Origin of the sequence: Streptomyces sp. NPDC023838 (genome assembly GCF_040639555.1) — a bacterium.
Lineage (GTDB): Bacteria > Actinomycetota > Actinomycetes > Streptomycetales > Streptomycetaceae > Streptomyces.
The window spans coordinates 39,399-60,966 of sequence record NZ_JBFAAD010000023.1; the positions used below are offsets into that span (position 1 = coordinate 39,399).

Genomic DNA, 21,568 nt, shown 5'->3' on the forward strand with positions numbered 1-21,568 from the left:
GTTCGCGGCCCCGGCCCGCGAACGGCTGGGGGTCCGGGGGTTATCCCCCGGGACAACACAGCGTGGCGCGGCTGAAGCGGCCGACGGACTGAGACGGCCCCGGCCCGCGAACGGCTGGGGGTCCGGGGGTTATCCCCCGGGACAACACAGCGTGGCGCGGCTGAAGCGGCCGACGGACTGAGACGGCCCGGGCCCGCGAACGGCTGGGGGTCCGGGGGTTATCCCCCGGGACAACACAGCGTGGCGCGGCTGAAACGGCCGACCGACTGACGGGCTGACGGACTGACCGGCTGACGGGCCCAAAGAGGCCGACCCACAGAACCTCCACGTCCGGTATCCGGTACAGGGCTTCCGTGGCGCGATTCCGTCCCCTAGATTTCGTGCGCATTACACCAGGTGTGCACAGCGAGGGGACGGAGCCACCATGCCGGACACAACACACGAGCGGAGACCGGTGATCACGCCTGTGCGCGTGGTCATCGCCCTCTGCCTGACAGCGCCCTTCGTGGCGATGCTCTGGGTGGGTTCCTACGCGAAGGCCGACCCGGCACTCGCCGGGATCCCGTTCTTCTACTGGTACCAGATGCTGTGGGTGGTCATATCGACCGCGCTCACGATGCTCGCGTACAAGCTGTGGCAGCACGACCAGCAGGGCCGCAAGGCGGGTGAGGGCAAGTGACTCTCGCAGCCAACGACGGTGTCAACGGCGTCGCGCTCGGCGTCTTCATCTTCTTCTTCCTGGCCGTCACGGTCATCGGCTTCATGGCCGCCCGCTGGCGCCGCGCCGAGAACGAGCAGAGCCTGGACGAATGGGGGCTCGGCGGCCGCTCGTTCGGCACCTGGGTCACCTGGTTCCTGCTCGGCGGCGACCTCTACACGGCGTACACCTTCGTCGCGGTCCCCGCGGCGGTCTACGCGGCGGGCGCGGCCGGGTTCTTCGCGGTGCCGTACACGATCCTCGTCTATCCGCTGATCTTCACGTTCCTGCCCCGGCTCTGGTCGGTCTCGCACAAGCACGGCTATGTGACGACCTCGGACTTCGTACGCGGCCGGTTCGGCTCCAAGGGGCTCTCGCTCGCAGTCGCGATCACCGGCATCCTCGCCACGATGCCCTACATCGCGCTCCAGCTGGTCGGCATCCAGGCGGTGCTCGACGTGATGGGCATCGGCGGCTCCAGCAACTGGTTCCTCAAGGACCTGCCGCTGCTGATCGCCTTCGCGGTGCTCGCGGCGTACACGTACTCCTCGGGTCTGCGCGCCCCCGCACTGATCGCGTTCGTGAAGGACACCCTGATCTACATCGTCATCCTGGTGGCGATCATCTACATCCCGATCAAGCTCGGCGGCTTCGACGACATCTTCGCGGCGGCCCGGCACAAGTTCGAGACGCCCAACGCGGCCGGGAAGCCCACGGGCGCGCTGGTGCCCGGCGACGCGGGCCAGTGGACCTACGCCACGCTCGCCCTCGGCTCGGCGCTGGCGCTCTTCATGTACCCGCACTCGATCACCGCGACCCTCTCCTCCCGCAGCCGCAACGTCATCCGCCGCAACACCACGATCCTGCCGCTGTACTCGCTGATGCTGGGTCTGCTCGCGCTGCTCGGCTTCATGGCGATCGCGGCCGGGGTCAAGGTCAAGAACGGCCAGCTGGCGATCCCGCAGCTCTTCGAGGACATGTTCCCGGACTGGTTCGCGGGCGTGGCGTTCGCGGCGATCGGCATCGGCGCGCTCGTCCCGGCGGCGATCATGTCGATCGCGGCTGCGAATCTCTTCACCCGCAACATCTACAAGGACTTCCTCAAGCCGGACGCCACGCCGGAGCAGGAGACCAAGGTCTCCAAGCTGGTCTCGCTCCTGGTGAAGGTGGGCGCGCTGGTCTTCGTCCTGACGATGGACAAGACGGTCGCGATCAACTTCCAGCTGCTGGGCGGCATCTGGATCCTCCAGACCTTCCCCGCGCTGGTCGGCGGTCTGTTCACCCGCTGGTTCCACCGCTGGGCGCTGCTGGCGGGCTGGGCGGTCGGCATGGCGTACGGCACGCTCGCCGCGTACGGAGTCGCCTCGCCCACCCAGAAGCACTTCGGCGGCAGCTCCAAGGAGATCCCCGGCATCGGTGAGATCGGCTACATCGGCCTGACGGCGTTCGTCCTGAACGTCGCGGTGACGGTCGTCCTCACGGTGGCCCTGAGGGCCCTGAAGGCCCCCGACGGCGTCGACGAGACGTCCCCGGAGGACTACACGGCGGACGCGGGCGACCCGGGCGTACAGACGGAACTGCCCCCGGCGACGGCGGGCGCGTTGCACTAGCCGCCTCCCTCCTCCGTACGCGACGACGGGCCGCCGGGAATCCGGCGGCCCGTTGTCGTGTTCCTGGAAGACGAGTTGACGCTCCGACACCCTCCGAAGCCGACACGACACAACATGTGGGGGTGCCGCCGGAGCCCGGCACAAGATGTATGCTCATGCTCGCTGTCGCCGCAGGGGAATCCGGTGCAAATCCGGAACTGTCCCGCAACGGTGTACTCGTACGCATTTGCGTACCTGTTCAGTCCGAGGACCTGCCGACAGCGCGCCCTGGCCGTCCGGCCCGGGTGCCAGACGTCCGGGCCTCGCGGAATGGGCAAGTGGACGCGGCGTACCCCCGAGGGGGTGTGTCCGTGTGCCCGCGCACTTCCCCAAGGCCCCGTGCCGAGCGAGGAGTGCCCCCACGTGACCATCGCCCCTGCGGATCCCGCTTCAGCGATCGCCGAAGAGCCGGCCGATGCCCCCGGGACCGCCCTGCTGCGGACCCTGACCGACCTCACCGCCGATCTGCCGGACACCGACCCCGGCCGTGTCGCCGCCGCCGCCCTGCGCGGCCGCAACGCGCGCTCGGACGAGGCGGAGCTGCGTGGGCTCGCCACCGAGGCCGCCGCCGGGCTGATCTCCGAGGACCCGGCGTACTCCCGCCTCGCCGCCCGGCTGCTGACGATCACGATCGCCGAGGAGGCCGCGACCCAGGGCTCGGTCACCTTCTCCCAGTCGGTCGGGGTCGGCCACGAGGAGGGCCTGATCGCGGACCGCACGGCCGACTTCGTGCGGCTGCACGCGGCCCGCCTGGACGCGCTGGTCGAGGCCTCCCTCGCGGACGGCGCCGACGACCGCTTCGGCTACTTCGGCCTGCGCACGCTCTACTCCCGCTACCTGCTGCGCCACCCGATCACCCGCCAGGTCATCGAGACCCCGCAGCACTTCATGCTCCGGGTCGCGGCGGGCCTGGCCGAGGACGACTCGGTGCGTGCCCTGGACGAGGTCGCCTCGCTGTACGGCCTGATGAGCCGGCTCGACTACCTGCCGTCCTCCCCCACGCTCTTCAACTCCGGCACCCGTCACCCGCAGATGTCCAGCTGCTACCTGCTGGACTCCCCGCTGGACGAGCTGGACTCGATCTACGACCGCTACCACCAGGTGGCGCGCCTGTCGAAGCACGCGGGCGGCATCGGCCTGTCGTACTCCCGCATCCGCTCGCGCGGCTCGCTCATCCGGGGCACCAACGGCCACTCCAACGGCATCGTCCCGTTCCTGAAGACGCTGGACGCCTCGGTGGCGGCCGTCAACCAGGGCGGGCGGCGCAAGGGCGCGGCGGCGGTCTACCTGGAGACCTGGCACTCCGACATCGAGGAGTTCCTGGAGCTGCGCGACAACACCGGTGAGGACGCCCGGCGTACGCACAACCTGAACCTGGCGCACTGGATCCCGGACGAGTTCATGCGCCGCGTGGACGCGGACGGCACCTGGTCGCTGTTCTCCCCGGCCGACGTGCCCGAGCTGGTCGACCTGTGGGGCGACGAGTTCGACGCCGCGTACCGCAAGGCCGAGGCGGCCGGTCTCGCCCAGAAGACCATCCCGGCCCGGGACCTGTACGGCCGGATGATGCGCACCCTGGCGCAGACCGGCAACGGCTGGATGACCTTCAAGGACGCCTCCAACCGCACCGCCAACCAGACGGCGGAGCCCGGCCACACGGTCCACTCCTCCAACCTCTGCACCGAGATCCTCGAGGTCACGGACGACGGCGAGACGGCCGTCTGCAACCTCGGCTCGGTCAACCTGGGCGCCTTCGTGCTCGCCTCCGGCGAGATCGACTGGGAGCGTCTGGACGCGGCCGTCCGTACCGCCGTGACGTTCCTGGACCGGGTCGTCGACATCAACTTCTACCCGACCGAGCAGGCAGGCCGCTCCAACGCCAAGTGGCGTCCGGTGGGCCTGGGCGCGATGGGCCTCCAGGACGTCTTCTTCAAGCTGCGCCTGCCGTTCGACTCCCCCGAGGCGAAGGCGCTCTCCACCAAGCTGGCCGAGCGCATCATGCTCACCGCGTACGAGGCGTCCTGCGACCTCGCCGAGCGCAGCGGCCCGCTGCCCGCCTGGGACAAGACCCGCACCGCGCGCGGCGTGCTGCACCCCGACCACTACGACGTCGAGCTCAACTGGCCGGAGCGCTGGGCGGCGCTGCGCGAGCGGATCGCCTCGGTGGGCATGCGCAACTCGCTGCTGCTCGCGATCGCCCCGACCGCGACCATCGCCTCCATCGCGGGCGTCTACGAGTGCATCGAGCCGCAGGTCTCCAACCTGTTCAAGCGCGAGACGCTGTCGGGTGAGTTCCTCCAGGTCAACGGCTACCTGGTGGAGGACCTGAAGAAGCTCGGCGTGTGGGACGCGCAGTCCCGCGAGGCGCTGCGCGAGGCCAGCGGCTCGGTCCAGGACTTCAGCTGGATCCCCGCCGACGTGCGCGCGCTCTACCGCACGGCGTGGGAGATCCCGCAGCGCGGCCTGATCGACATGGCGGCGGCCCGCACCCCGTTCCTGGACCAGTCGCAGTCGCTGAACCTGTTCCTGGAGACGCCCACCATCGGCAAGCTGTCGTCGATGTACGCGTACGCCTGGAAGCAGGGTCTGAAGACCACGTACTACCTGCGTTCGCGCCCGGCGACCCGGATCGCCCGCGCCGCCCAGGCCACCGCCCCCATCCCCGTCCAGCAGGCCGCCCCCGACGCCGACGCGATCGCCTGCTCCCTTGAGAACCCCGAGTCCTGCGAGGCCTGCCAGTAATGAGCTCCAACTCCGAAAAGAACCTGCTCGACCCGGGCTTCGAACTGACCCTGCGTCCGATGCGCTACCCGGACTTCTACGAGCGCTACCGCGACGCGATCAAGAACACCTGGACGGTGGAGGAGGTCGACCTCCACTCCGACGTCGCCGACCTCGCCAAGCTCTCCCCGGGCGAGCAGCACATGATCGGCCGCCTGGTGGCGTTCTTCGCCACCGGCGACTCGATCGTGGCGAACAACCTGGTGCTGACGCTCTACAAGCACATCAACTCCCCCGAGGCGCGGCTGTACTTGAGCCGTCAGCTCTTCGAGGAGGCCGTGCACGTCCAGTTCTACCTGACGCTGCTCGACACCTACCTGCCCGACCCGGACGACCGCGCGGCGGCGTTCGACGCGGTGGAGAACATCCCCTCCATCCGCGAGAAGGCCCAGTTCTGCTTCAAGTGGATCAACGAGGTCGAGAAGCTGGAGCGCCTGGAGACCCAGGCCGACCGCCGCCGCTTCCTGCTGAACCTGATCTGCTTCGCCGCGTGCATCGAGGGCCTGTTCTTCTACGGCGCCTTCGCGTACGTGTACTGGTTCCGCTCGCGCGGGCTGCTGCACGGCCTCGCCACCGGCACCAACTGGGTGTTCCGCGACGAGACGATGCACATGAACTTCGCCTTCGAGGTCGTGGACACCGTCCGCAAGGAGGAGCCGGAGCTCTTCGACGACGCGCTCCAGCAGCAGGTCACCGACATGATCAAGGAGGCGGTCGAGGCGGAGCTCCAGTTCGGCCGCGACCTGTGCGGCGAGGGCCTGCCCGGCATGAACACCGAGTCGATGCGCGAGTACCTCCAGTGCGTCGCCGACCAGCGCCTGCAGCGCCTCGGCTTCGCCCCGGTGTACGGCTCGTCGAACCCGTTCTCGTTCATGGAGCTCCAGGGCGTCCAGGAGCTCACGAACTTCTTCGAGCGCCGCCCGTCCGCCTACCAGGTGGCGGTCGAGGGCTCGGTGGGCTTCGACGAGGAGTTCTAGCCGTACGTACGTGAAGGGGCCCCGCACCGGTCGTGGTGCGGGGCCCCTTCACGTACTCCGGGCAACCGGAATCAGGCGTTCGGGACGACCGGGTACCGGGGCGTGTTCTCCTCCATCTGCCGCAGCGCGTCCTTGCGGTCGCGCTTGGAGAGGCGGTCGATGTACAGGTACCCGTACAGGTGGTCCGTCTCGTGCTGGAGGCAGCGGGCGAAGTAGCCGGTGCCGCGCACCTTGATCGGGTTGCCCTCGGCGTCCTGGCCGCTGACCTCCGCGTAGTCGGGGCGGGCCAGCTCGGCGTAGGCCGTGGGGACCGACAGGCAGCCCTCGTTGGACTCGTCCAGGACCCGGCGGTCGGCCGGCAGCTCCTGGAGGACCGGGTTGCACACGACGCCGACGTGGCGCACGCCCTCGTCGTCCATGCAGTCGTAGACGAAGACCTTGAGGTCGACGCCGATCTGGTTGGCGGCCAGGCCCACGCCCTCGGCGGTGCGCTGGCTGGCGAACATGTCGTCGATGAGCGCGGCGAGCTTGTCGTCGAACTCGGTGACGTCCTTGCACTCCTTGTGCAGCACCGGGTTGCCGACGACCGTGATCGGCCGGGACGTGCCCCGCGCGCGGTACGCCTGCTCGCGCTCCTCGCAGTCCTCCGTGTCGACGACGAACCCGTCGTTCTCGACCTGCTGGTCCGTCTCCTGCTGCGACATGTCCGCCGTACGCCTTCCTCAAAACCCGATTCCGAACCCGTACAGCCTACGGGGACGGTCAGCAGACTTCCTCCAGATCCCGCCACTCGCGGCTGTCCGGGCTGTCCGCGACCCAGCCGTCGAGCAGTCCGCGCACCAGGCCGGGCGGGGCCGCGATGCCGCACTCGCGCTCGGGCACCCACAGGTCGCCGGCCGTGCGGTGGCCCAGCGGGCCCGGGTGGCCCGGCTCGCTGTGGTCGTGCGGGTCCAGGTGCTCGCCGTCGCCCTCGTCGCTGGGCATCCGCGACTCCGAGCAGGCCCGGCACAGCAGCCGCACCGACGAGGACCAGTCCTCGGCGGCGAAGCCCGCGTCGGCCGCGAGCCGCTCCAGCGCGTCCCGGTCGGCCTCGGTGGCGGCCTCCAGGAGCACCACCCAGGTGGGCACCGGCGAGGGCGCCCAGAGCTCGATCTCGTCGAAGACCGGGAAGGACGGCCCGGCCGCGACCGTGCGCTCGCCGTGCGGCACCCCGTCGTGCAGGACCACCTCGCCCCAGCGCCGCCCGGAGGACGGCAGCGGGATCGAGAGGACCTCGATCCGCGCCGGGTCCAGCCTGCGGCCCCACACCACCTCGGCCTCGCCCTCGGGCGAGAGCCGCACGGCGGCGCTGCCCAGCTCCATCCCGGACGGCTCGCCGGTGCCGGTGGAGCTCTCCTGGTAGCCGCGCACCTTCAGGCCGTACGCCTGCCAGGCGCGGCGGGCCAGCGGCCAGTCCTGGAGCGCGGTGGCGGCGATCCCCACGTTCCACCAGTCGGGGGCCCCGGTCTCCTTGTCGAGCAGCGCGACGGCCCGCAGGCCCGCCGCCCGCGCCTGCTCCCAGTCGTGCCGGAACTTGTGGAGCAGCGCCAGGTTGAACCAGGACTCGGAGAGCCAGGGCTCCAGATCCGCCGCACGCGTCAGCAGCGCGCCGGCGTCCTCGTACCGACCGTCGCCGATCAGCGTGAACGCACGGTCCGTGGCCTGCCGCCACGAGGCGGAGGGCCGGTGCCGTCCCTTGCCGAAGATCCTCACGATTCCCGCCTGCCCAGACCGACCTGCCTCCGAGCCGGTCTTACGGTCTCCCAGTTTTCTGGGTTCTTTCGCATCCAACCATGCCCGGCCGGAAGGCCGCTCATTACTCCTGGGTTACCCAGGTGCCAGCAGGGTCAGACAGCCCCTGGCCAGGACGCGTGCGAGTGATTCGACGACCTCGGGCTGATAGTCCCGTCCTGTCCCCAGCCGCAGCTGTTCCAGGGCGCTCAGCGAGCTGCCGGGGCGGCCCGGGGAGCCCGCCAGGTCGTCGTAGGCGTTGACCGCGCGCACGATCCGGGCGGGCAGCGGCTGCTCGCGGTACGGATCCGCCTGCCGCTCGACGATCACCGCGACCTCGGCGCTTCCCCCGGTCTGGCGCACCACGGCCCCGCCGAGCAGCGCTATCCGGCGCTGCTCGGCGGCGGGCAGCGGCGCGGTGGCCCCGGCGGGCACCGGGTCCACCAGCGAGAGCTGCCCGATGTCGTGCATCAGGGCCGCGTATTCGAGCACGGTCAGCTCGGACTCGCTCAGCCCCAGCTCGCGCCCGACGGCCCGGCTGAGCACCGCGACCCGGCGGGCGTGGCCCGGCTGGGTGTACCCGGCGATCTCGGTGGCCCGGGCGAGCGAGGTGATGGTCTGCCGATAGGTGGTGCGCACCGCCGCGTACCGCCGGAACGCCAGCTGGGTGAGGAGCAGCGGCACGCAGAACAGCGGCAGCGCCCACAGCCCCGCCACGGCGACCGCCAGCGCGATGACGGCCCCGGTGGCACAGACCGCCGAGCCGACACCGAGCAGCGCGCGCAGCTCGTCGCGGAGCAGCGGGCCGTACGGGAACGAGGTGCGGGCCCGCAGCAGCGCGGCGGCGACGACCGCGTCGCACAGCGCGGTCAGCACCAGGACGAGGAGCAGGAAGAGCGCGTAGTACGGGCCGTGCCCGACCCACAGCCCCAGCGTGCCGGAGTTGTAGAGCGGCTGGAAGCAGGCGGCGGCGAAGGCGACGGTCAGCACCCGCCGGGCCACCTGGTCCAGGCTCGGGCCCCGGCCGAGCGCCACGTGCGGCACGGCGCCGGCCAGGGCGGCGGCGAGGACGACGGCGACGGCCTGCAGGACGCCGTGGTGGGTGGCGTGCCCGGCGTTCTGGCCGAGCAGGGCGTACGCGAGGGCGCCCGCCGAGCCGAGCGGCGCGGACTCGCGTTCCCCGTCCTGGGAGACCTGGGAGCCCTGGGAGCCCCAGCGGGCGAGCTCCCCGACGGCCACGAGGGCCCCGAAGGCGAGCGCGACCTTGGGCTCCACGACCCCGTACCAGAGCGTCCTGGCCAGCGCCCAGACGGTGAGCGAGGCGGCGGCCGCGTACACCCCGGTGACGGTCAACGGCACCCGGGGCGCCCTGGCGGGGCGCGGGCACGCGGGGCCTCTGGGCGCGGGGCTCATGCGTGCCCGGCCGGGGCGGCGTCGCACGCCGGGACGTTTCCGCGCCCGGCGCCCGGGTCCCGGTCCGGCTCGTCCGCCGTCACGGCCGGGCGCCAGCCGTGCCGGTCGAGCGCGCGCACCAGCGCCCGGACCATCGCGGGGTCGAACTGGCGCCCCGCGCACCGCTCCAGCTCCTCGACGGCCGCCCCCACGGGGCGGGCGCGGCTGTAGGAGCGGGTCGAGGTCATCGCGTCGAAGGCGTCGGCCACGGCGACCACCCGGGCGAACTCGGGGATCTGGGAACCTGCCAGACCGTACGGATAGCCGCTGCCGTCGAGCCGCTCGTGGTGGTGCAGGATCGCGGCGCGCGCTTCGCCGAGGAAGCCGATCCCGCGCACGATCTCGTGCCCGTACTCGGGGTGCAGCTCGATCACCGCACGCTCCTGCAGGGTGAGCGGCCCGTCCTTGCGCAGCAGCCGGGTCGGCACCCCCAGCTTGCCCACGTCGTGCAGGATCCCGGCGAACCGCAGCACCTCCAACCGGCTCTCGTCCATGCCGAGTTCCCGGGCGATGAGGACGGAGGCGAGGCCGACGCGCTCGCTGTGGCCGCGCGTGTAGGTGTCCTTGATGTCGACGGCCTGCACCAGCGCCCGGATGGTGGCCTGGTGGGCGGCGTGCTCGCGGTGGTACTGCGCGAAGACCCAGCACGAGATGCACATCGGGAGCAGCACCAGGAGCGCGGCGGGCGGGCCGTACGGGCTGCGCCAGAGCACGGCCATCATCAGCCCGGCGAGCCCGTGAACGCAGTACGGGGCCAGGGAGCGCAGCAGCAGCCCGCGCCAGGCGGTGCGGGCGGGCAGCCGCTCGGCGGTCCACAGGATCAGCCCGTCGAGCGCGGCCAGCACCGCGCAGAAGACCAGCGCGGCCGCCCCGGCGGGCAGCAGGACGTACGGGAAGTCGGGGGCGAGGGGGGCGAGGGCCGCCCGGGCCCCGCCGAGGGCTTCGCGCCCGCCGAGCCGTCCGTACACCTCGGCGGCGGCGCCCACGGCGAGCGCCAGCTGGGCGGCGCGCCAGACGCGGCGCGGGGACCGGGGCGGCTGCTCGACCCGGGCGAGGAGCGCGCCGGGGACGGCGACCAGTGCGGCGGCGGGCGGCGGCAGCAGGAACGCGGCGGCGAGCAGGACGGGGAAGAAGGAGCCGGAGCCGGTCGGAATGGTGACGCATCCCCGAGCTCTCAACTTCGTTCGAGCAGGGGAGACCCCACTGGCGAGGAGGGGACAGCGCGCGGGCCATGCGCAGAGCGCGTACAGCCCGGCGAGCAGCCCGAACGCGCCCCACGGGACGCTTGCGCGCGCCACGGGTAACGCGCACGCCCCGGCGGCCACGACGGCGCCCAGGAGAGCGGCGCGCGCCCCCCAGGGCAGGGCGCGGCGCTGCGGTCCGTCCATGGCGCGCCTCCCTCCTGCTCCGGATCGGGAGGATAGGCCCGCGCGGGAGGGGAGGTAGGCGCATTGTCGGATTGAACCGTTTCGGTCCCACCGGATTAGCACCTTCGAGTGACAGGGAATCCGCGTACCGGAGAAACGGGGAAGGCGACAGGAAAAAGGGCCGCACCCCGTGGCTGCGGCCCTTCAGCGGAGCTGTTCCGACGCGATCCGACTCGATCCGACTCGGTCTGACGCGATCCGACTCGGTCTGACGCGATCCGATTCAGTCGGCTCAGCTCTCGGTCACGATGTCCTGGTCCGGCACGGCCTGGCCGGACCGGATCAGATCGATCCGCCCCATGACCTTGGACCGCAGATCGGACGGCACGTCGTCCGACCCGCAGCACCGCTTGACCAGCTTCTTCACGGCCTGCTCCAGCCCGTACTTCTCCAGGCAGGGCGAGCACTCCTCGAAGTGCACTTCGAACTTGTTGCAGTCACTGTCGGGCATCTCGTGGTCGAGGAACTCGTAGAGATGGTCCAGGACCTCAGAGCAGTCCGTCTCGTGCGGCTCTCCGCAGCTCATGAGCCCGAGCCTTTCGCTTCGTCCGACTCGCCGGCGCCGGCCGGGACGAGCCCGCGGTCACGGGCGTAGTCCTCCAGCATTCCGCGCAGTTGGCGGCGGCCCCGGTGCAGCCGGGACATCACCGTACCGATGGGTGTACCCATGATGTCCGCGATCTCCTTGTACGCAAAGCCCTCGACGTCCGCCAGATACACGGCGATACGGAACTCCTCGGGGATCGCCTGGAGCGCTGCCTTCACATCGGAGTCGGGCAGGTGGTCCAGCGCCTGCGACTCGGCCGACCGCAGTCCGGTCGACATGTGCGACTCCGCGCGCGCGAGCTGCCAGTCCTCGATCTCCTCGGCGGCGCTGCGCTGGGGTTCGCGCTGCTTCTTCCGGTACGAGTTGATGAAGGTGTTGGTGAGAATCCGGTAGAGCCAAGCCTTGAGGTTCGTCCCCTCCCGGAACTGGTGGAAGGATCCGTACGCCTTGGCATAGGTCTCCTGCACCAGGTCCTCGGCATCGGCGGGGTTGCGCGTCATGCGCAGCGCGGCCGAGTACATCTGGTCGAGGTAGCCGAGGGCGTCCCGCTCGAAGCGCGCGTTTCGCTCGGCGGTCGACTCTTCCACGTGGCCGTCGTCGGTCCCTGTGACCGGACCCACCTCCTCGAACGGTGTGGCGAGTCCGAAGCTGGACCCGCTCGAATCGGAGGATAGACGACGATCCGGTCCGCCCGCCGCTCGAATAGGAGCGGTCTTCGCCGCCGACAGCACCGTCCACTCCAGGTCAGCGGCGCGCGAGCGGCTGGGGCAGATGGTCGAACCCATGCGACGGACTCCCTCTCCACGAAATACCAGGCCTACGAATGTGTACGTCCGTCACAACAGCGGCTCGGTACGCGTCATTCCCGCAGGGCACCCGCCCAGCGGGTGATCCCGTCGGTGATGATCCCCAGAGCCTCGTCCTGGCTGAGGGAGGCGCGCTTGGGGACGGCGAACCCATGGTCCCCGAAGGGCACTTCCACCATCTCGTACTCCCCCTCCGGGAACTCCCCGGGCCGCCCGAAGGGATCGTTCCCGCCCTGTACGACGAGGGTGGGCACGCCGGCGCCGAGCAGCTCGTCCGCGCGGGACTTCTCGGGGCGGCCGGGTGGGTGCAGGGGGAAGCTCAGCGCGAGCACGGCGTGCGCGCCGAGCTCGGCGGCGGTGCGGCAGGCGACGCGGGCCCCGGCGGAGCGCCCGCCGGCGACGACGGGCAGCCCGTCCGCCTGCTCGGTGAGGGCGGGCCACAGTCCCCGCCACCCCACGTCGAGCGTCTTGGGCGCGGGCGCCACTTTCTTCCCGGCGACGCGCCAGGGCTGCTCGACGAGGGCGACGGTGACGCGGTGCGTCGGCAGGGCGTCGGCAATGGCCTGAAGATCACGTGCGTCGATGCCCCCGCCGGCGCCGTGGCTGAGGGCGAGGACAAGCCGGGCGCGCGCGGCATGATGCCAGGTGACGCGGGCGGCTCCGGCGGGGGTCTCGATGAGCTGGGTGTGGGTCACGGGTCCCATGGTGCCGGGTGAAGGGGCCCGGGGTTCGTCTGCGGACCGCGTGTGGCTGGTCGCGCAGTTCCCCGCGCCCCTAACCCATCTGGACCTGCGGACCGCGGTGGGTTGCTCGCGCAGTTCCCCGCGCCCCTAAAAATGCCGCTTCGCGGCATCCTCGGGAAGCCCCGGAGGGGCGCCTTTAGGGGCGCGGGGAACTGCGCGAGAAGCGACCACGGTCTGCAGACGACAGCGGGTTGGGGGGCGCGGGGAACTGCGCGAGCAACCCAGCACGGCCCGCAGACGAAATGGGGGTCGGGGCGCAGCCCCGTGAGCGGGGTGCAGGGGCCGCAGGTCCTGCGGAGGGTCCGTGGGCGCAGCCCCGGCAGCGGGGTGCAGGGGCCGCAGGCCCCGCGGAGGGGGCCGGGGGCGGAGCCCCCGGGAAAACCCACCTCCACCCCCACCCACCCCCGGAGGGTTCAGGGAAGGGGCGGGGTGGGGGCTAAAACAGCGTCCCCACCTCCGGCCCCGCCAGCTCCTTCACCAGCTCCGCCCCGTTGTTCCGGACATTGCTGACCGCCGTCGAGACGGCGTACGCCCGCATCAGCCCCTCCTCCGGCGGCGCGAGCAACCCCCGCACCTCCTCCACGGCCGTGACCGACGGGTCCAGCCAAGAAGCCCACCGCTCCCGCGGCAGCATCAGCGGCATCCGGGGATGGATCGCGGCCAGCGAGGACGGCCCCTCCGCCGGGCCCACCCCCAGCGGCCCCGTCTCCGCCTCCGTCGTGATCACCGAGCACGTCGCCCACCAGGCCGCCGGATGATCGTCCGGCAGCGTACGGTCGCGCCAGAACTCGTACAGCCCGGCCATCGCGAACACCGACCCGTCCGCCGGCGAGATGAAGTACGGCTGCTTCCGCGCCCGCTTCTTCTTCCCCTCGACCTCCAGCTCCCGCTCGTCCGCCCCGGTGACCCACTCGTAGTAGCCGTCCGCCGGGATGATGCAGCGGCGGGCCGCGAAGGGCTTGCGGAAGGACGGCTTCTCGTGCACCGTCTCCGCCCGCGCGTTGATCATCCGCGCCGCTCCCTCGGGCGACTTCGCCCAGGACGGCACCAGCCCCCACTTCAGCTTGCGCAGCTGGCGAACCGGACGCGGGTCGTCCGCGTCTTTCAGGGGACGCTCCAGGACCGCGTAGACCTCCTTGGTCGGGGCCACGTTCCAGTCGGGCGCCAACGTCTCGCGCGGATCGGGGTCCCACTTCTCTATCTCAAAGACTTCCGCGAGATCCTCGGGTCCACGACTCGCTGCATACCTCCCACACATGCCCGACACCCTGCCACGCGGCAGCCGACCACGAGGAGCCGTCCCGCACATGCCCGCCGAAATGGCCGATCTGCACCTCTTCGACACCCAGGCCGCCCCCACCCAGTGGCTGGTGGTGGCCACCGGGATAGCCGCCCTCGCCGCCGTCCTCCCGCACCGCGCCTGGCGCCTCTCGCGCAACGCGATCACCATCGCCCACGAGGGCGGCCACGGCCTGGTCGCCCTGCTCACCGGCCGCCGCCTGGACGGCATCCGGCTGCACTCCGACACCAGCGGCCTCACCGTGAGCCGGGGCCGCCCGACCGGCCTCGGGATGATCCTGACCGCCGCCGCCGGCTACACCGCTCCCCCGCTGCTCGGCCTCGGCGGCGCCTGGCTGCTCGCCGCCCACCACGTCACCCTGCTGCTGTGGGTCGCCACGGCCCTGCTCCTGGCGATGCTGGTGATGATCCGCAACGCGTACGGCGTACTCACCGTGGTCCTCAGCGGCGCCGCCTTCCTGCTGGTGTCCTGGCTCACCTCGCCCGATGTGCAGTCGGCGTTCGCGTACGCGGTGGTGTGGTTCCTGCTGCTGGGCGGCGTGCGGCCCGCCTTCGAGCTCCAGCGCAAGCGGCGCGGGCACAACAGTGGCGATTCGGACGCGGACCAGCTCGGGCGGCTCACCCACGTACCGCCCGCGCTCTGGCTCTTCCTCTTCCACGCCGTCTCGGTCTGCTCGCTCATCGGCGGCGGACGGTGGCTGCTCGGACTCTAGGTTCTCCCCCCACTAAAGTGAGAGCCATGACCGAAACGCCCGTGCACCCCGCCCTCTGGCCCGCCCCCGTCGCAAGCGGAGCCGTCGACGCGACGGTCACCGTGCCCGGATCGAAATCGGTCACCAACCGAGCGCTCGTGCTGGCGTCGCTCGCCGCCGAGCCCGGCTGGCTGCGCCGCCCCCTGCGCTCCCGGGACACCCTGCTGATGGCCGAGGCACTGCGTGCCCTCGGCGTCGGCATCGAGGAGGGGGTGGGCCCCGACGGCTCCGGCGAGGCCTGGCGCGTGATCCCCGCCGGTCTGCACGGCCCCGCCACGATTGACGTCGGCAACGCCGGTACGGTCATGCGCTTCCTGCCCCCGGTCGCCGCCCTCGCCGACGGGCCCATCCGCTTCGACGGCGACCCCCGCTCGTACGAACGGCCGCTGAACGGCGTGATCGACGCGCTGCGCACGCTCGGCGCCCGGATCGACGACGACGGCCGGGGCGCGCTCCCGCTGACCGTGCACGGCGGCGGCGCCCTCGACGGCGGCCGGGTCCGCATCGACGCGTCCTCCTCGTCGCAGTTCGTCTCCGCCCTGCTCCTCTCCGCGCCCCGCTTCAACCAGGGCGTGGAGGTGCGGCACACCGGCGCCTCGCTGCCGTCCATGCCGCACATCCGGATGACCGTCGACATGCTGCGCTCGGTCGGCGCGCAGGTGGACGAGCCGGAGACCGGCGGCGAGCCCAACGTGTGGCGGGTCTCGCCGTCCGCGCTGCTCGGCCGCGACCTCACCGTCGAGCCGGACCTGTCCAACGCCCAGCCGTTCCTGGCGGCCGCCCTGATCACCGGCGGCAAGGTGCTCGTACCGGACTGGCCGGAGCGCACCACCCAGCCGGGCGACCAGCTGCGCCGGATCTTCACCGAAATGGGCGGTTCCTGCGAGCTCACCGACCTGGGTCTGGTCTTCACCGGCTCCGGCTCCCTCCACGGCATCGACGTGGACCTGAGCGAGGTCGGCGAGCTCACCCCGGGCATCGCGGCGGTCGCGGCGCTGGCCGACTCCCCCTCGACGCTGCGCGGCGTGGCCCACCTGCGCCTCCACGAGACGGACCGTCTGGCCGCTCTCACCAAGGAGATCAACGAGCTCGGCGGCGACGTCACCGAGACCGCCGACGGTCTGCACATCCGCCCGCGCCCGCTGCACGGCGGCGTCTTCCACACGTACGACGACCACCGGATGGCCACGGCGGGGTCGATCATCGGCCTCGCCGTCGAGGGCGTCCAGATCGAGAACGTGGCGACGACCGCCAAGACCCTGCCCGACTTCCCGCGGATGTGGACCGAGATGCTCACCGGGACCGGAAACTGAGCGGGGCCTGAGCAGATGCGCCGCTACGGCAAGAACCCCGACGAGGACGACATCCGGGTCCGCCCCAACCGCAAGGGCAACCGTCCCCGCACCAACATCCGTCCCAAGCACGAGGACGCCTCGGAGGGCATGGTCCTCACCGTCGACCGGGGCCGGCTGACCTGCCTCGTCGAGGACCGCACAATCCACGCCATGAAGGCCCGTGAACTGGGGCGCAAGGCCGCGGTGGTGGGCGACCGGGTCATGATCGTCGGCGATCTCTCGGGCGACAAGGACACCCTGGCGCGGATCGTGCGCATCTCGGAGCGCACCTCGGTGCTGCGCCGCACGGCCGACGACGACGACCCGTTCGAGCGGGTGATCGTCGCCAACGCCGACCAGCTGGCCATCGTCACCGCGCTCGCCGACCCCGAGCCGCGCCCACGCATGATCGACCGCTGTCTGGTCGCGGCGTACGACGCGGGGCTCTCACCGCTGCTCGTGCTCACCAAGTCGGACCTGGCCCCGGCGGACGAACTCCTGGAGATGTACGGGACGCTGGGCGTCCCCCATGTCGTCACCTCCCGCGAGGAGCTCTACAACGGCGACGCGGCGGACCGGGTGCGCGAGCAGCTCGACGGCAAGGCCACCGCCTTCGTCGGCCACTCCGGCGTCGGCAAGACGACGCTGGTCAACGCGCTCGTCCCGGAGGACCAGCGCCGCATCACCGGCCATGTCAACGCGGTCACCGGCCGCGGCCGCCACACCACCACGTCCGCGCTGGCGCTGCCGCTGGCCAGCGCGCACGGCGGCTGGGTGATCGACACCCCGGGCGTGCGGTCGTTCGGCCTGCACCACGTCGACCCGTCCCGCGTCATCCTCGCCTTCCCGGACCTGGTGCCCGGCACCGAGGAGTGCCCGCGCGGGTGCAGCCACGACGAGGAGGAGTGCGCGCTGGACGCGTGGGTGGCCCAGGGGCACGCCGACCCGGCCCGGCTCTACTCGCTGCGCCGGCTGCTCGCCACCCGGGAGCGCCACGAGGGCGACTGACGGGCGCCGCGTGCATAATCACATCCAGCAATGACGAGCAGTCACCTATGCGTTGCGGGAGGGCCTGGACATGGCGTGGCTGCTGGTGGTGGTCGCCGGAATCCTGGAGACGGGGTTCGCCGTCTGTCTCAAGCTGTCACACGGCTTCACCCGGCTCGGCCCGACCATCGCCTTCGCGGCCTTCGCCCTCGGCTCCTTCGGCCTGCTGACCCTCTCCCTGAAGAAACTGGACGTGGGCCCGGCGTACGCGGTGTGGACCGGCATCGGCGCCGCGGGCACCGCGATCTACGGCATGGTCTTCCTCGACGACGTGGTCTCCACGCTGAAGCTGGTCTCGATCTCGCTGGTGATCGTGGGCGTGATCGGGCTGCAGATCTCGGGCTCGGCGCACTGAGGCCCGGACGCCACGCGTGCGTCGTTCACGGCACCGGGCGCACCGGCGTGCGCGCCAGGACCGCGCGGACGTGGGCGGCGTGCCCGCCCCCGCCGGGCGCTCCGGGCGCCCCTGGCGGGCCCGGGTCCGGCGCCATGACGTACGACAGCGCGAGCCGCACCACCGTCTCGCAGCAGCGCGCCAGCTCCCCCGGCTCCACGGCGGGCAGTTCCTTCTCCAGCGCCGCGAGCGAGCGGTCCCGTACCGTCGCCACCAGCTCGGACGGACCCGGAACCCCGGCGTCCGCGCGCCGTTGCGCCGGTACGGAAGAGTGCGCGCCGAGCGTGCGCTGGGCGCGCGGGGCCGGCAGACGCTCCCCCCAGCAGCCGGTGAGCAGCGCCCGGATCAGCGCGCTGGTGCGGGCCGAGCGCACGGTCCACTCGGCGAGCGCGACCAGCCGGTCGGCCGGGAACGCCCGCTCGGCGAGGACGCGGTCGACCCCGCGCAGATAGACGTCGGCCTCGCGCCGCACCAGGGCGCGGGCCAGGCCCTCCTTGCTGCCGAACTCGTTGTAGAGCGTCTGGCGGGACACCCCCGCGGCCGAGGCCACGTCCACCATCCGCACCGCCGACCAGGGCCGTGCGCAGAGCGCCGAGAGAGCGGCGTCCAGTAAGGCTTCTCGCGCTGTGGGCATCGCGCCTCCCCGGGCCGATGGAGGTCCCCCTGCTCCTGGAGAGCTCGGGGGGAGGCTCGTCCTCAGAGTTGACGCGTGCCCCCGCACTGTCAATAGCCGCGGCGGGCGGTACGGGGCCGCCGGCCGGTGTCCGCATCCCGGGCCATGTGGTCCCCGCAGGTGCTGGTCGATACGGTGTGGCCATGCCCGACTACCACGATGATCTGCGTCTCGCCCACGTCCTCGCGGACGCCGCCGACGCCGCCACGATGGACCGGTTCAAGGCGCTCGACCTCAAGGTCGAGACCAAGCCGGACATGACGCCGGTGAGCGAGGCCGACAAGGCCGCCGAGGAGCTGATCCGCGGCCATCTCCAGCGGGCACGGCCGCGGGACGCGATCCTGGGCGAGGAGTACGGCCTGGAGGGCACGGGTCCGCGCCGCTGGGTGATCGACCCGATCGACGGTACGAAGAACTATGTGCGCGGGGTGCCGGTCTGGGCGACGCTGATCGCGCTGATGGAGGCGGGCGAGGGCGGCTACCGGCCGGTGGTCGGCGTGGTGTCGGCGCCCGCCCTGAACCGGCGCTGGTGGGCGGCGAAGGGGCACGGCGCGTACACCGGCCGCAGCCTGTCGCAGGCGACCCGGCTGCGGGTGTCCAGCGTCGCGGAGCTCGCGGACGCGTCGTTCGCGTACTCCTCGCTGAGCGGCTGGGAGGAGCGCGGCAAGCTCGACGACTTCCTGGATCTGACCCGGGCGTGCTGGCGCACGCGCGCGTACGGCGACTTCTGGCCGTACATGATGGTCGCGGAGGGGTCGGTGGACATCTGCGCCGAACCGGAGCTGTCGCTGTGGGACATGGCGGCGAACGTGATCGTGGTGCAGGAGGCGGGCGGCGTCTTCACCGGCCTGGACGGCCAGGAGGGCCCGCACAGCGGCAACGCGGCGGCCTCCAACGGCCTGCTCCACGCCGAGCTGCTGAACTACGTGGGGACGGCGGACTGACGCGCGTCCTGGCGCGTCCTGGCGCTTCCTGGTGTGTCCCGGCGCAGCCCGCGCGGCTGAGGCGGTTCCCCCGCTGAGGCGCGAGAGGGGCGTGGGTCGTACTTTTACGCGCCCCTCAACTGACCTCTACCACCCTCTTGTTGACGCGCACCCGGTGATGCGACTCTAAGAGTCCCCCCACTTGTGAACTTGTGAATCCGTTCTCGTATCCCGTACTTCCGTACGCGATACGGGGGTTCACCAAGGAGGTGGCTCCATCCATGCTCGTCCGTGACGCCATGAGCACGGTGGTCCTCACCATCGGACCCGCGCACACCCTCCGCCAGGCGGCCCGGCTGATGGCCGCGCGCCGCGTCGGAGCGGCCGTCGTCCTCGACCCCGACACCAGCGGGCTCGGCATCCTCACCGAGCGCGACATCCTCAACTCCCTGGGCCAGAACCAGGACCCCGACCGCGAGACCGCGAGCACGCACACCACCACCGACGTCGTGTTCGCGGCGCCGGGCTGGACCCTGGACGAGGCGGCCCAGGCGATGGCGCACGGCGGCTTCCGGCATCTGATCGTCCTCGACGGGGACGGGCCGGTCGGCGTGGTCTCGGTCCGCGACATCATCCGCTGTTGGGCCCCCGGCCGCCGCCACCCGGCGGAGCTGGTCGGCTGAACCGCCCCGGGCACGCGCAGAGGACTGGGCACGCGCAGAGGGCCGGGCCCCCGAAGGGATCCGGCCCTCTGACTGCCTACGACAAGCGATCCAGTGCTGTTCAGCCGCGCAGGGCCTGGACCGCGGCCTCCAGCCGCTTGCCGAAGTCGGTGTCCGCCTTGCGGAAGTTCTCGATCGCGCGCTCGGCGATGTCGTCGCGCGAGACCTTGGCGATGAACCCGGAGAGGTTCTCGATCAGACGGGTCTTCTCGTCCTCCGAGTACAGCCGGTACAGGTTGCCCGCCTGGACGAAGTCGTCGTCCTCGGCGTGCAGCGGGGCCGCGTGGCCGCCCGTCGCGCCGGTGACCGGGACCGGCTGCCACAGCGGGCGGTCCGTCTGCCGCGGGCCGCCGAAGCTGTTCGGCTCGTAGTTCTTCGCGCCCTTATGGCGGCCGTCGTACAGGTAGCCGTCGCGGGAGTTGGTGCGCGCCTCGGTGGCGTGCGGGCGGTTCACCGGCAGGTGGTCGGCGTTGATGCCCACCCGGTAGCGGTGCGCGTCGCCGTACGCGAAGAGGCGGCCCTGGAGCATCTTGTCCGGGGACGGGCCGATGCCGGGCACGAAGTGCGCCGGGCTGAAGATGGACTGCTCGACCTCGGCGAAGACGTTCTCCGGGTTGCGGTTGAGCTCCAGCTTGCCGATCTCGATCGGCGGGTAGTCCTCGTGCGGCCACACCTTGGTGAGGTCGAACGGGTTGAAGCGGTAGTGCGCGGCCTCGGCGGCGGGCATGATCTGCACCTGCACCGTCCAGCTCGGGAACTCGCCGCGCTCGATCGCCTCGCGCAGGTCGCGCTGGTGGCTGTCCGGGTCCTCACCGGCGAGCCTGTTGGCCTCGGCCTGGGTGAGGTTCTTGATGCCCTGGTCGGTCTTGAAGTGGTACTTGACCCAGAAGACCTCGCCCGCCTCGTTGTTCCACTGGTACGTGTGCGAGCCGTACCCGTTCATGTGGCGCAGCGTGGCCGGGATGCCGCGGTCCCCGAAGAGCCAGGTGACCTGGTGCGTCGACTCCGGGCTCAGACCCCAGAAGTCCCAGACGTTGTCGGCCTCCTGGGAGCCCGTGTACGGGTCGCGCTTCTGGGTGTGGATGAAGTCGGGGAACTTGATGGCGTCCCTGATGAAGAAGACGGGCGTGTTGTTGCCGACCAGGTCGTAGTTGCCCTCCTCCGTGTAGAACTTAAGCGCGAAGCCGCGCGGGTCGCGCACGGCGTCGGCCGAGCCGAGGCTGCCGGCCACGGTGGAGAACCGCAGGAACGTCTCGGTCCGCTTGCCGACCTCGGAGAGGAACTTCGCGCGCGTCCACTGCGTGACGTCACGGGTCACCGTGAACGTGCCGTACGCGCCCGCACCGCGCGCGTGGACTATGCGCTCCGGGATGCGCTCCCGGTTGAAGTGCGCCAGCTTCTCCAGGAGCAGCTGGTCCTGGACGAGCACCGGACCGCCGACGCCGGCGGTCTCGCTGTTCTGGTTGTCGGCCACCGGCGCGCCGGCCTCCGTGGTGAGCGGTCCCTGCGTCACGTGCGCCTCCTGCGTCATTACGTGCAAGTCCTGTCCTGGGCGTTAGCCGTTCCCAATCCCGC

Annotated in this window: 20 protein-coding genes and 1 riboswitch; of the genes, 10 read left to right on the forward strand and 10 right to left on the reverse strand. The window is 71.5% G+C overall.

Annotated elements, in window-relative coordinates:
* Window positions 1-424: 424 nt before the first annotated feature.
* The 4 genes from AB0G17_RS25240 to AB0G17_RS25255 all read left to right on the forward strand — a co-directional run bounded on the left by AB0G17_RS25240 (window position 425) and on the right by AB0G17_RS25255 (window position 6,104).
* On the forward strand, window positions 425-679 hold the full coding sequence (locus AB0G17_RS25240) for a DUF3311 domain-containing protein (protein ID WP_361387041.1): 255 nt from the start codon (window positions 425-427) through the stop codon (window positions 677-679).
* Complete coding sequence (gene mctP / locus AB0G17_RS25245) at window positions 676-2,307, forward strand: monocarboxylate uptake permease MctP (protein WP_361387044.1); 1,632 nt, start codon at window positions 676-678, stop codon at window positions 2,305-2,307. Before AB0G17_RS25240 ends, mctP begins: the two co-directional genes overlap by 4 nt.
* 103 nt (window positions 2,308-2,410) lie before the next feature.
* A riboswitch (cobalamin riboswitch) is annotated at window positions 2,411-2,581 on the forward strand.
* Window positions 2,582-2,709: 128 nt separating this feature from the next.
* Window positions 2,710-5,088: a ribonucleoside-diphosphate reductase subunit alpha gene (locus AB0G17_RS25250; RefSeq protein ID WP_361387047.1), complete on the forward strand. Its 2,379-nt coding sequence runs from the start codon at window positions 2,710-2,712 to the stop codon at window positions 5,086-5,088.
* A complete protein-coding gene (locus AB0G17_RS25255) occupies window positions 5,088-6,104 on the forward strand; it encodes a ribonucleotide-diphosphate reductase subunit beta (RefSeq protein ID WP_361387050.1) in 1,017 nt (338 codons plus the stop codon). The genes AB0G17_RS25250 and AB0G17_RS25255 overlap by 1 nt, the downstream gene beginning before the upstream one ends.
* Before the next feature lie 71 nt (window positions 6,105-6,175).
* Here the strand turns inward: AB0G17_RS25255 and def are convergent, their stop codons facing one another.
* The 8 genes from def to AB0G17_RS25295 form a co-directional block, all read right to left on the reverse strand.
* Entirely contained in the window at window positions 6,176-6,808 is a 633-nt protein-coding gene (gene def / locus AB0G17_RS25260) for a peptide deformylase (protein ID WP_361387053.1), read from the reverse strand.
* Window positions 6,809-6,866: 58 nt separating this feature from the next.
* Window positions 6,867-7,856, reverse strand: coding sequence for a hypothetical protein (locus AB0G17_RS25265; RefSeq protein ID WP_361387056.1), 990 nt, complete (start codon window positions 7,854-7,856; stop codon window positions 6,867-6,869).
* Between the two features lie 114 nt (window positions 7,857-7,970).
* The gene (locus AB0G17_RS25270) at window positions 7,971-9,233 is read right to left on the reverse strand and encodes an HD domain-containing protein (RefSeq protein ID WP_361387059.1); all 1,263 of its coding nucleotides are present in this window, start codon (window positions 9,231-9,233) and stop codon (window positions 7,971-7,973) included.
* A gap of 50 nt (window positions 9,234-9,283) precedes the next feature.
* Window positions 9,284-10,714, reverse strand: a complete 1,431-nt coding sequence (locus AB0G17_RS25275) for an HD-GYP domain-containing protein (RefSeq protein ID WP_361387062.1) — start codon at window positions 10,712-10,714, stop codon at window positions 9,284-9,286.
* A gap of 271 nt (window positions 10,715-10,985) precedes the next feature.
* The gene (gene rsrA, locus AB0G17_RS25280; protein ID WP_361387065.1) at window positions 10,986-11,279 is read right to left on the reverse strand and encodes a mycothiol system anti-sigma-R factor; all 294 of its coding nucleotides are present in this window, start codon (window positions 11,277-11,279) and stop codon (window positions 10,986-10,988) included.
* A complete protein-coding gene (locus tag AB0G17_RS25285) occupies window positions 11,276-12,085 on the reverse strand; it encodes a sigma-70 family RNA polymerase sigma factor (RefSeq protein WP_361387068.1) in 810 nt (269 codons plus the stop codon). The genes rsrA and AB0G17_RS25285 overlap by 4 nt, the downstream gene beginning before the upstream one ends.
* Before the next feature lie 74 nt (window positions 12,086-12,159).
* Window positions 12,160-12,810: an alpha/beta family hydrolase gene (locus AB0G17_RS25290; protein WP_361387071.1), complete on the reverse strand. Its 651-nt coding sequence runs from the start codon at window positions 12,808-12,810 to the stop codon at window positions 12,160-12,162.
* Window positions 12,811-13,285: 475 nt separating this feature from the next.
* Entirely contained in the window at window positions 13,286-14,107 is an 822-nt protein-coding gene (locus tag AB0G17_RS25295; RefSeq protein ID WP_361387074.1) for an SOS response-associated peptidase, read from the reverse strand.
* 49 nt (window positions 14,108-14,156) lie between these two features.
* Here AB0G17_RS25295 and AB0G17_RS25300 point away from each other — a divergent pair, with 49 nt between their 5' ends.
* The 4 genes from AB0G17_RS25300 to AB0G17_RS25315 all read left to right on the forward strand — a co-directional run bounded on the left by AB0G17_RS25300 (window position 14,157) and on the right by AB0G17_RS25315 (window position 17,636).
* The gene (locus tag AB0G17_RS25300) at window positions 14,157-14,861 is read left to right on the forward strand and encodes a M50 family metallopeptidase (RefSeq protein WP_361387077.1); all 705 of its coding nucleotides are present in this window, start codon (window positions 14,157-14,159) and stop codon (window positions 14,859-14,861) included.
* A 26-nt stretch (window positions 14,862-14,887) separates the two neighbouring features.
* On the forward strand, window positions 14,888-16,213 hold the full coding sequence (gene aroA / locus AB0G17_RS25305) for a 3-phosphoshikimate 1-carboxyvinyltransferase (RefSeq protein WP_361387080.1): 1,326 nt from the start codon (window positions 14,888-14,890) through the stop codon (window positions 16,211-16,213).
* A gap of 15 nt (window positions 16,214-16,228) precedes the next feature.
* Window positions 16,229-17,242: a ribosome small subunit-dependent GTPase A gene (gene rsgA / locus AB0G17_RS25310; protein ID WP_361387083.1), complete on the forward strand. Its 1,014-nt coding sequence runs from the start codon at window positions 16,229-16,231 to the stop codon at window positions 17,240-17,242.
* 70 nt (window positions 17,243-17,312) lie between these two features.
* Window positions 17,313-17,636, forward strand: coding sequence for a multidrug efflux SMR transporter (locus AB0G17_RS25315; RefSeq protein WP_329401624.1), 324 nt, complete (start codon window positions 17,313-17,315; stop codon window positions 17,634-17,636).
* A gap of 25 nt (window positions 17,637-17,661) precedes the next feature.
* Here the strand turns inward: AB0G17_RS25315 and AB0G17_RS25320 are convergent, their stop codons facing one another.
* Window positions 17,662-18,309, reverse strand: a complete 648-nt coding sequence (locus AB0G17_RS25320) for a helix-turn-helix domain-containing protein (RefSeq protein ID WP_361387086.1) — start codon at window positions 18,307-18,309, stop codon at window positions 17,662-17,664.
* 182 nt (window positions 18,310-18,491) lie between these two features.
* Between AB0G17_RS25320 and hisN the strand changes: the two genes are divergently transcribed.
* Both hisN and AB0G17_RS25330 read left to right on the forward strand, forming a co-directional pair.
* Window positions 18,492-19,292, forward strand: a complete 801-nt coding sequence (hisN, locus tag AB0G17_RS25325) for a histidinol-phosphatase (RefSeq protein ID WP_361387089.1) — start codon at window positions 18,492-18,494, stop codon at window positions 19,290-19,292.
* 260 nt (window positions 19,293-19,552) lie between these two features.
* Window positions 19,553-19,954, forward strand: coding sequence for a CBS domain-containing protein (locus AB0G17_RS25330; RefSeq protein WP_361387092.1), 402 nt, complete (start codon window positions 19,553-19,555; stop codon window positions 19,952-19,954).
* Between the two features lie 100 nt (window positions 19,955-20,054).
* Here the strand turns inward: AB0G17_RS25330 and AB0G17_RS25335 are convergent, their stop codons facing one another.
* Window positions 20,055-21,524: a catalase gene (locus AB0G17_RS25335; RefSeq protein WP_361387095.1), complete on the reverse strand. Its 1,470-nt coding sequence runs from the start codon at window positions 21,522-21,524 to the stop codon at window positions 20,055-20,057.
* Between the last annotated feature and the right edge of the window lie 44 nt (window positions 21,525-21,568).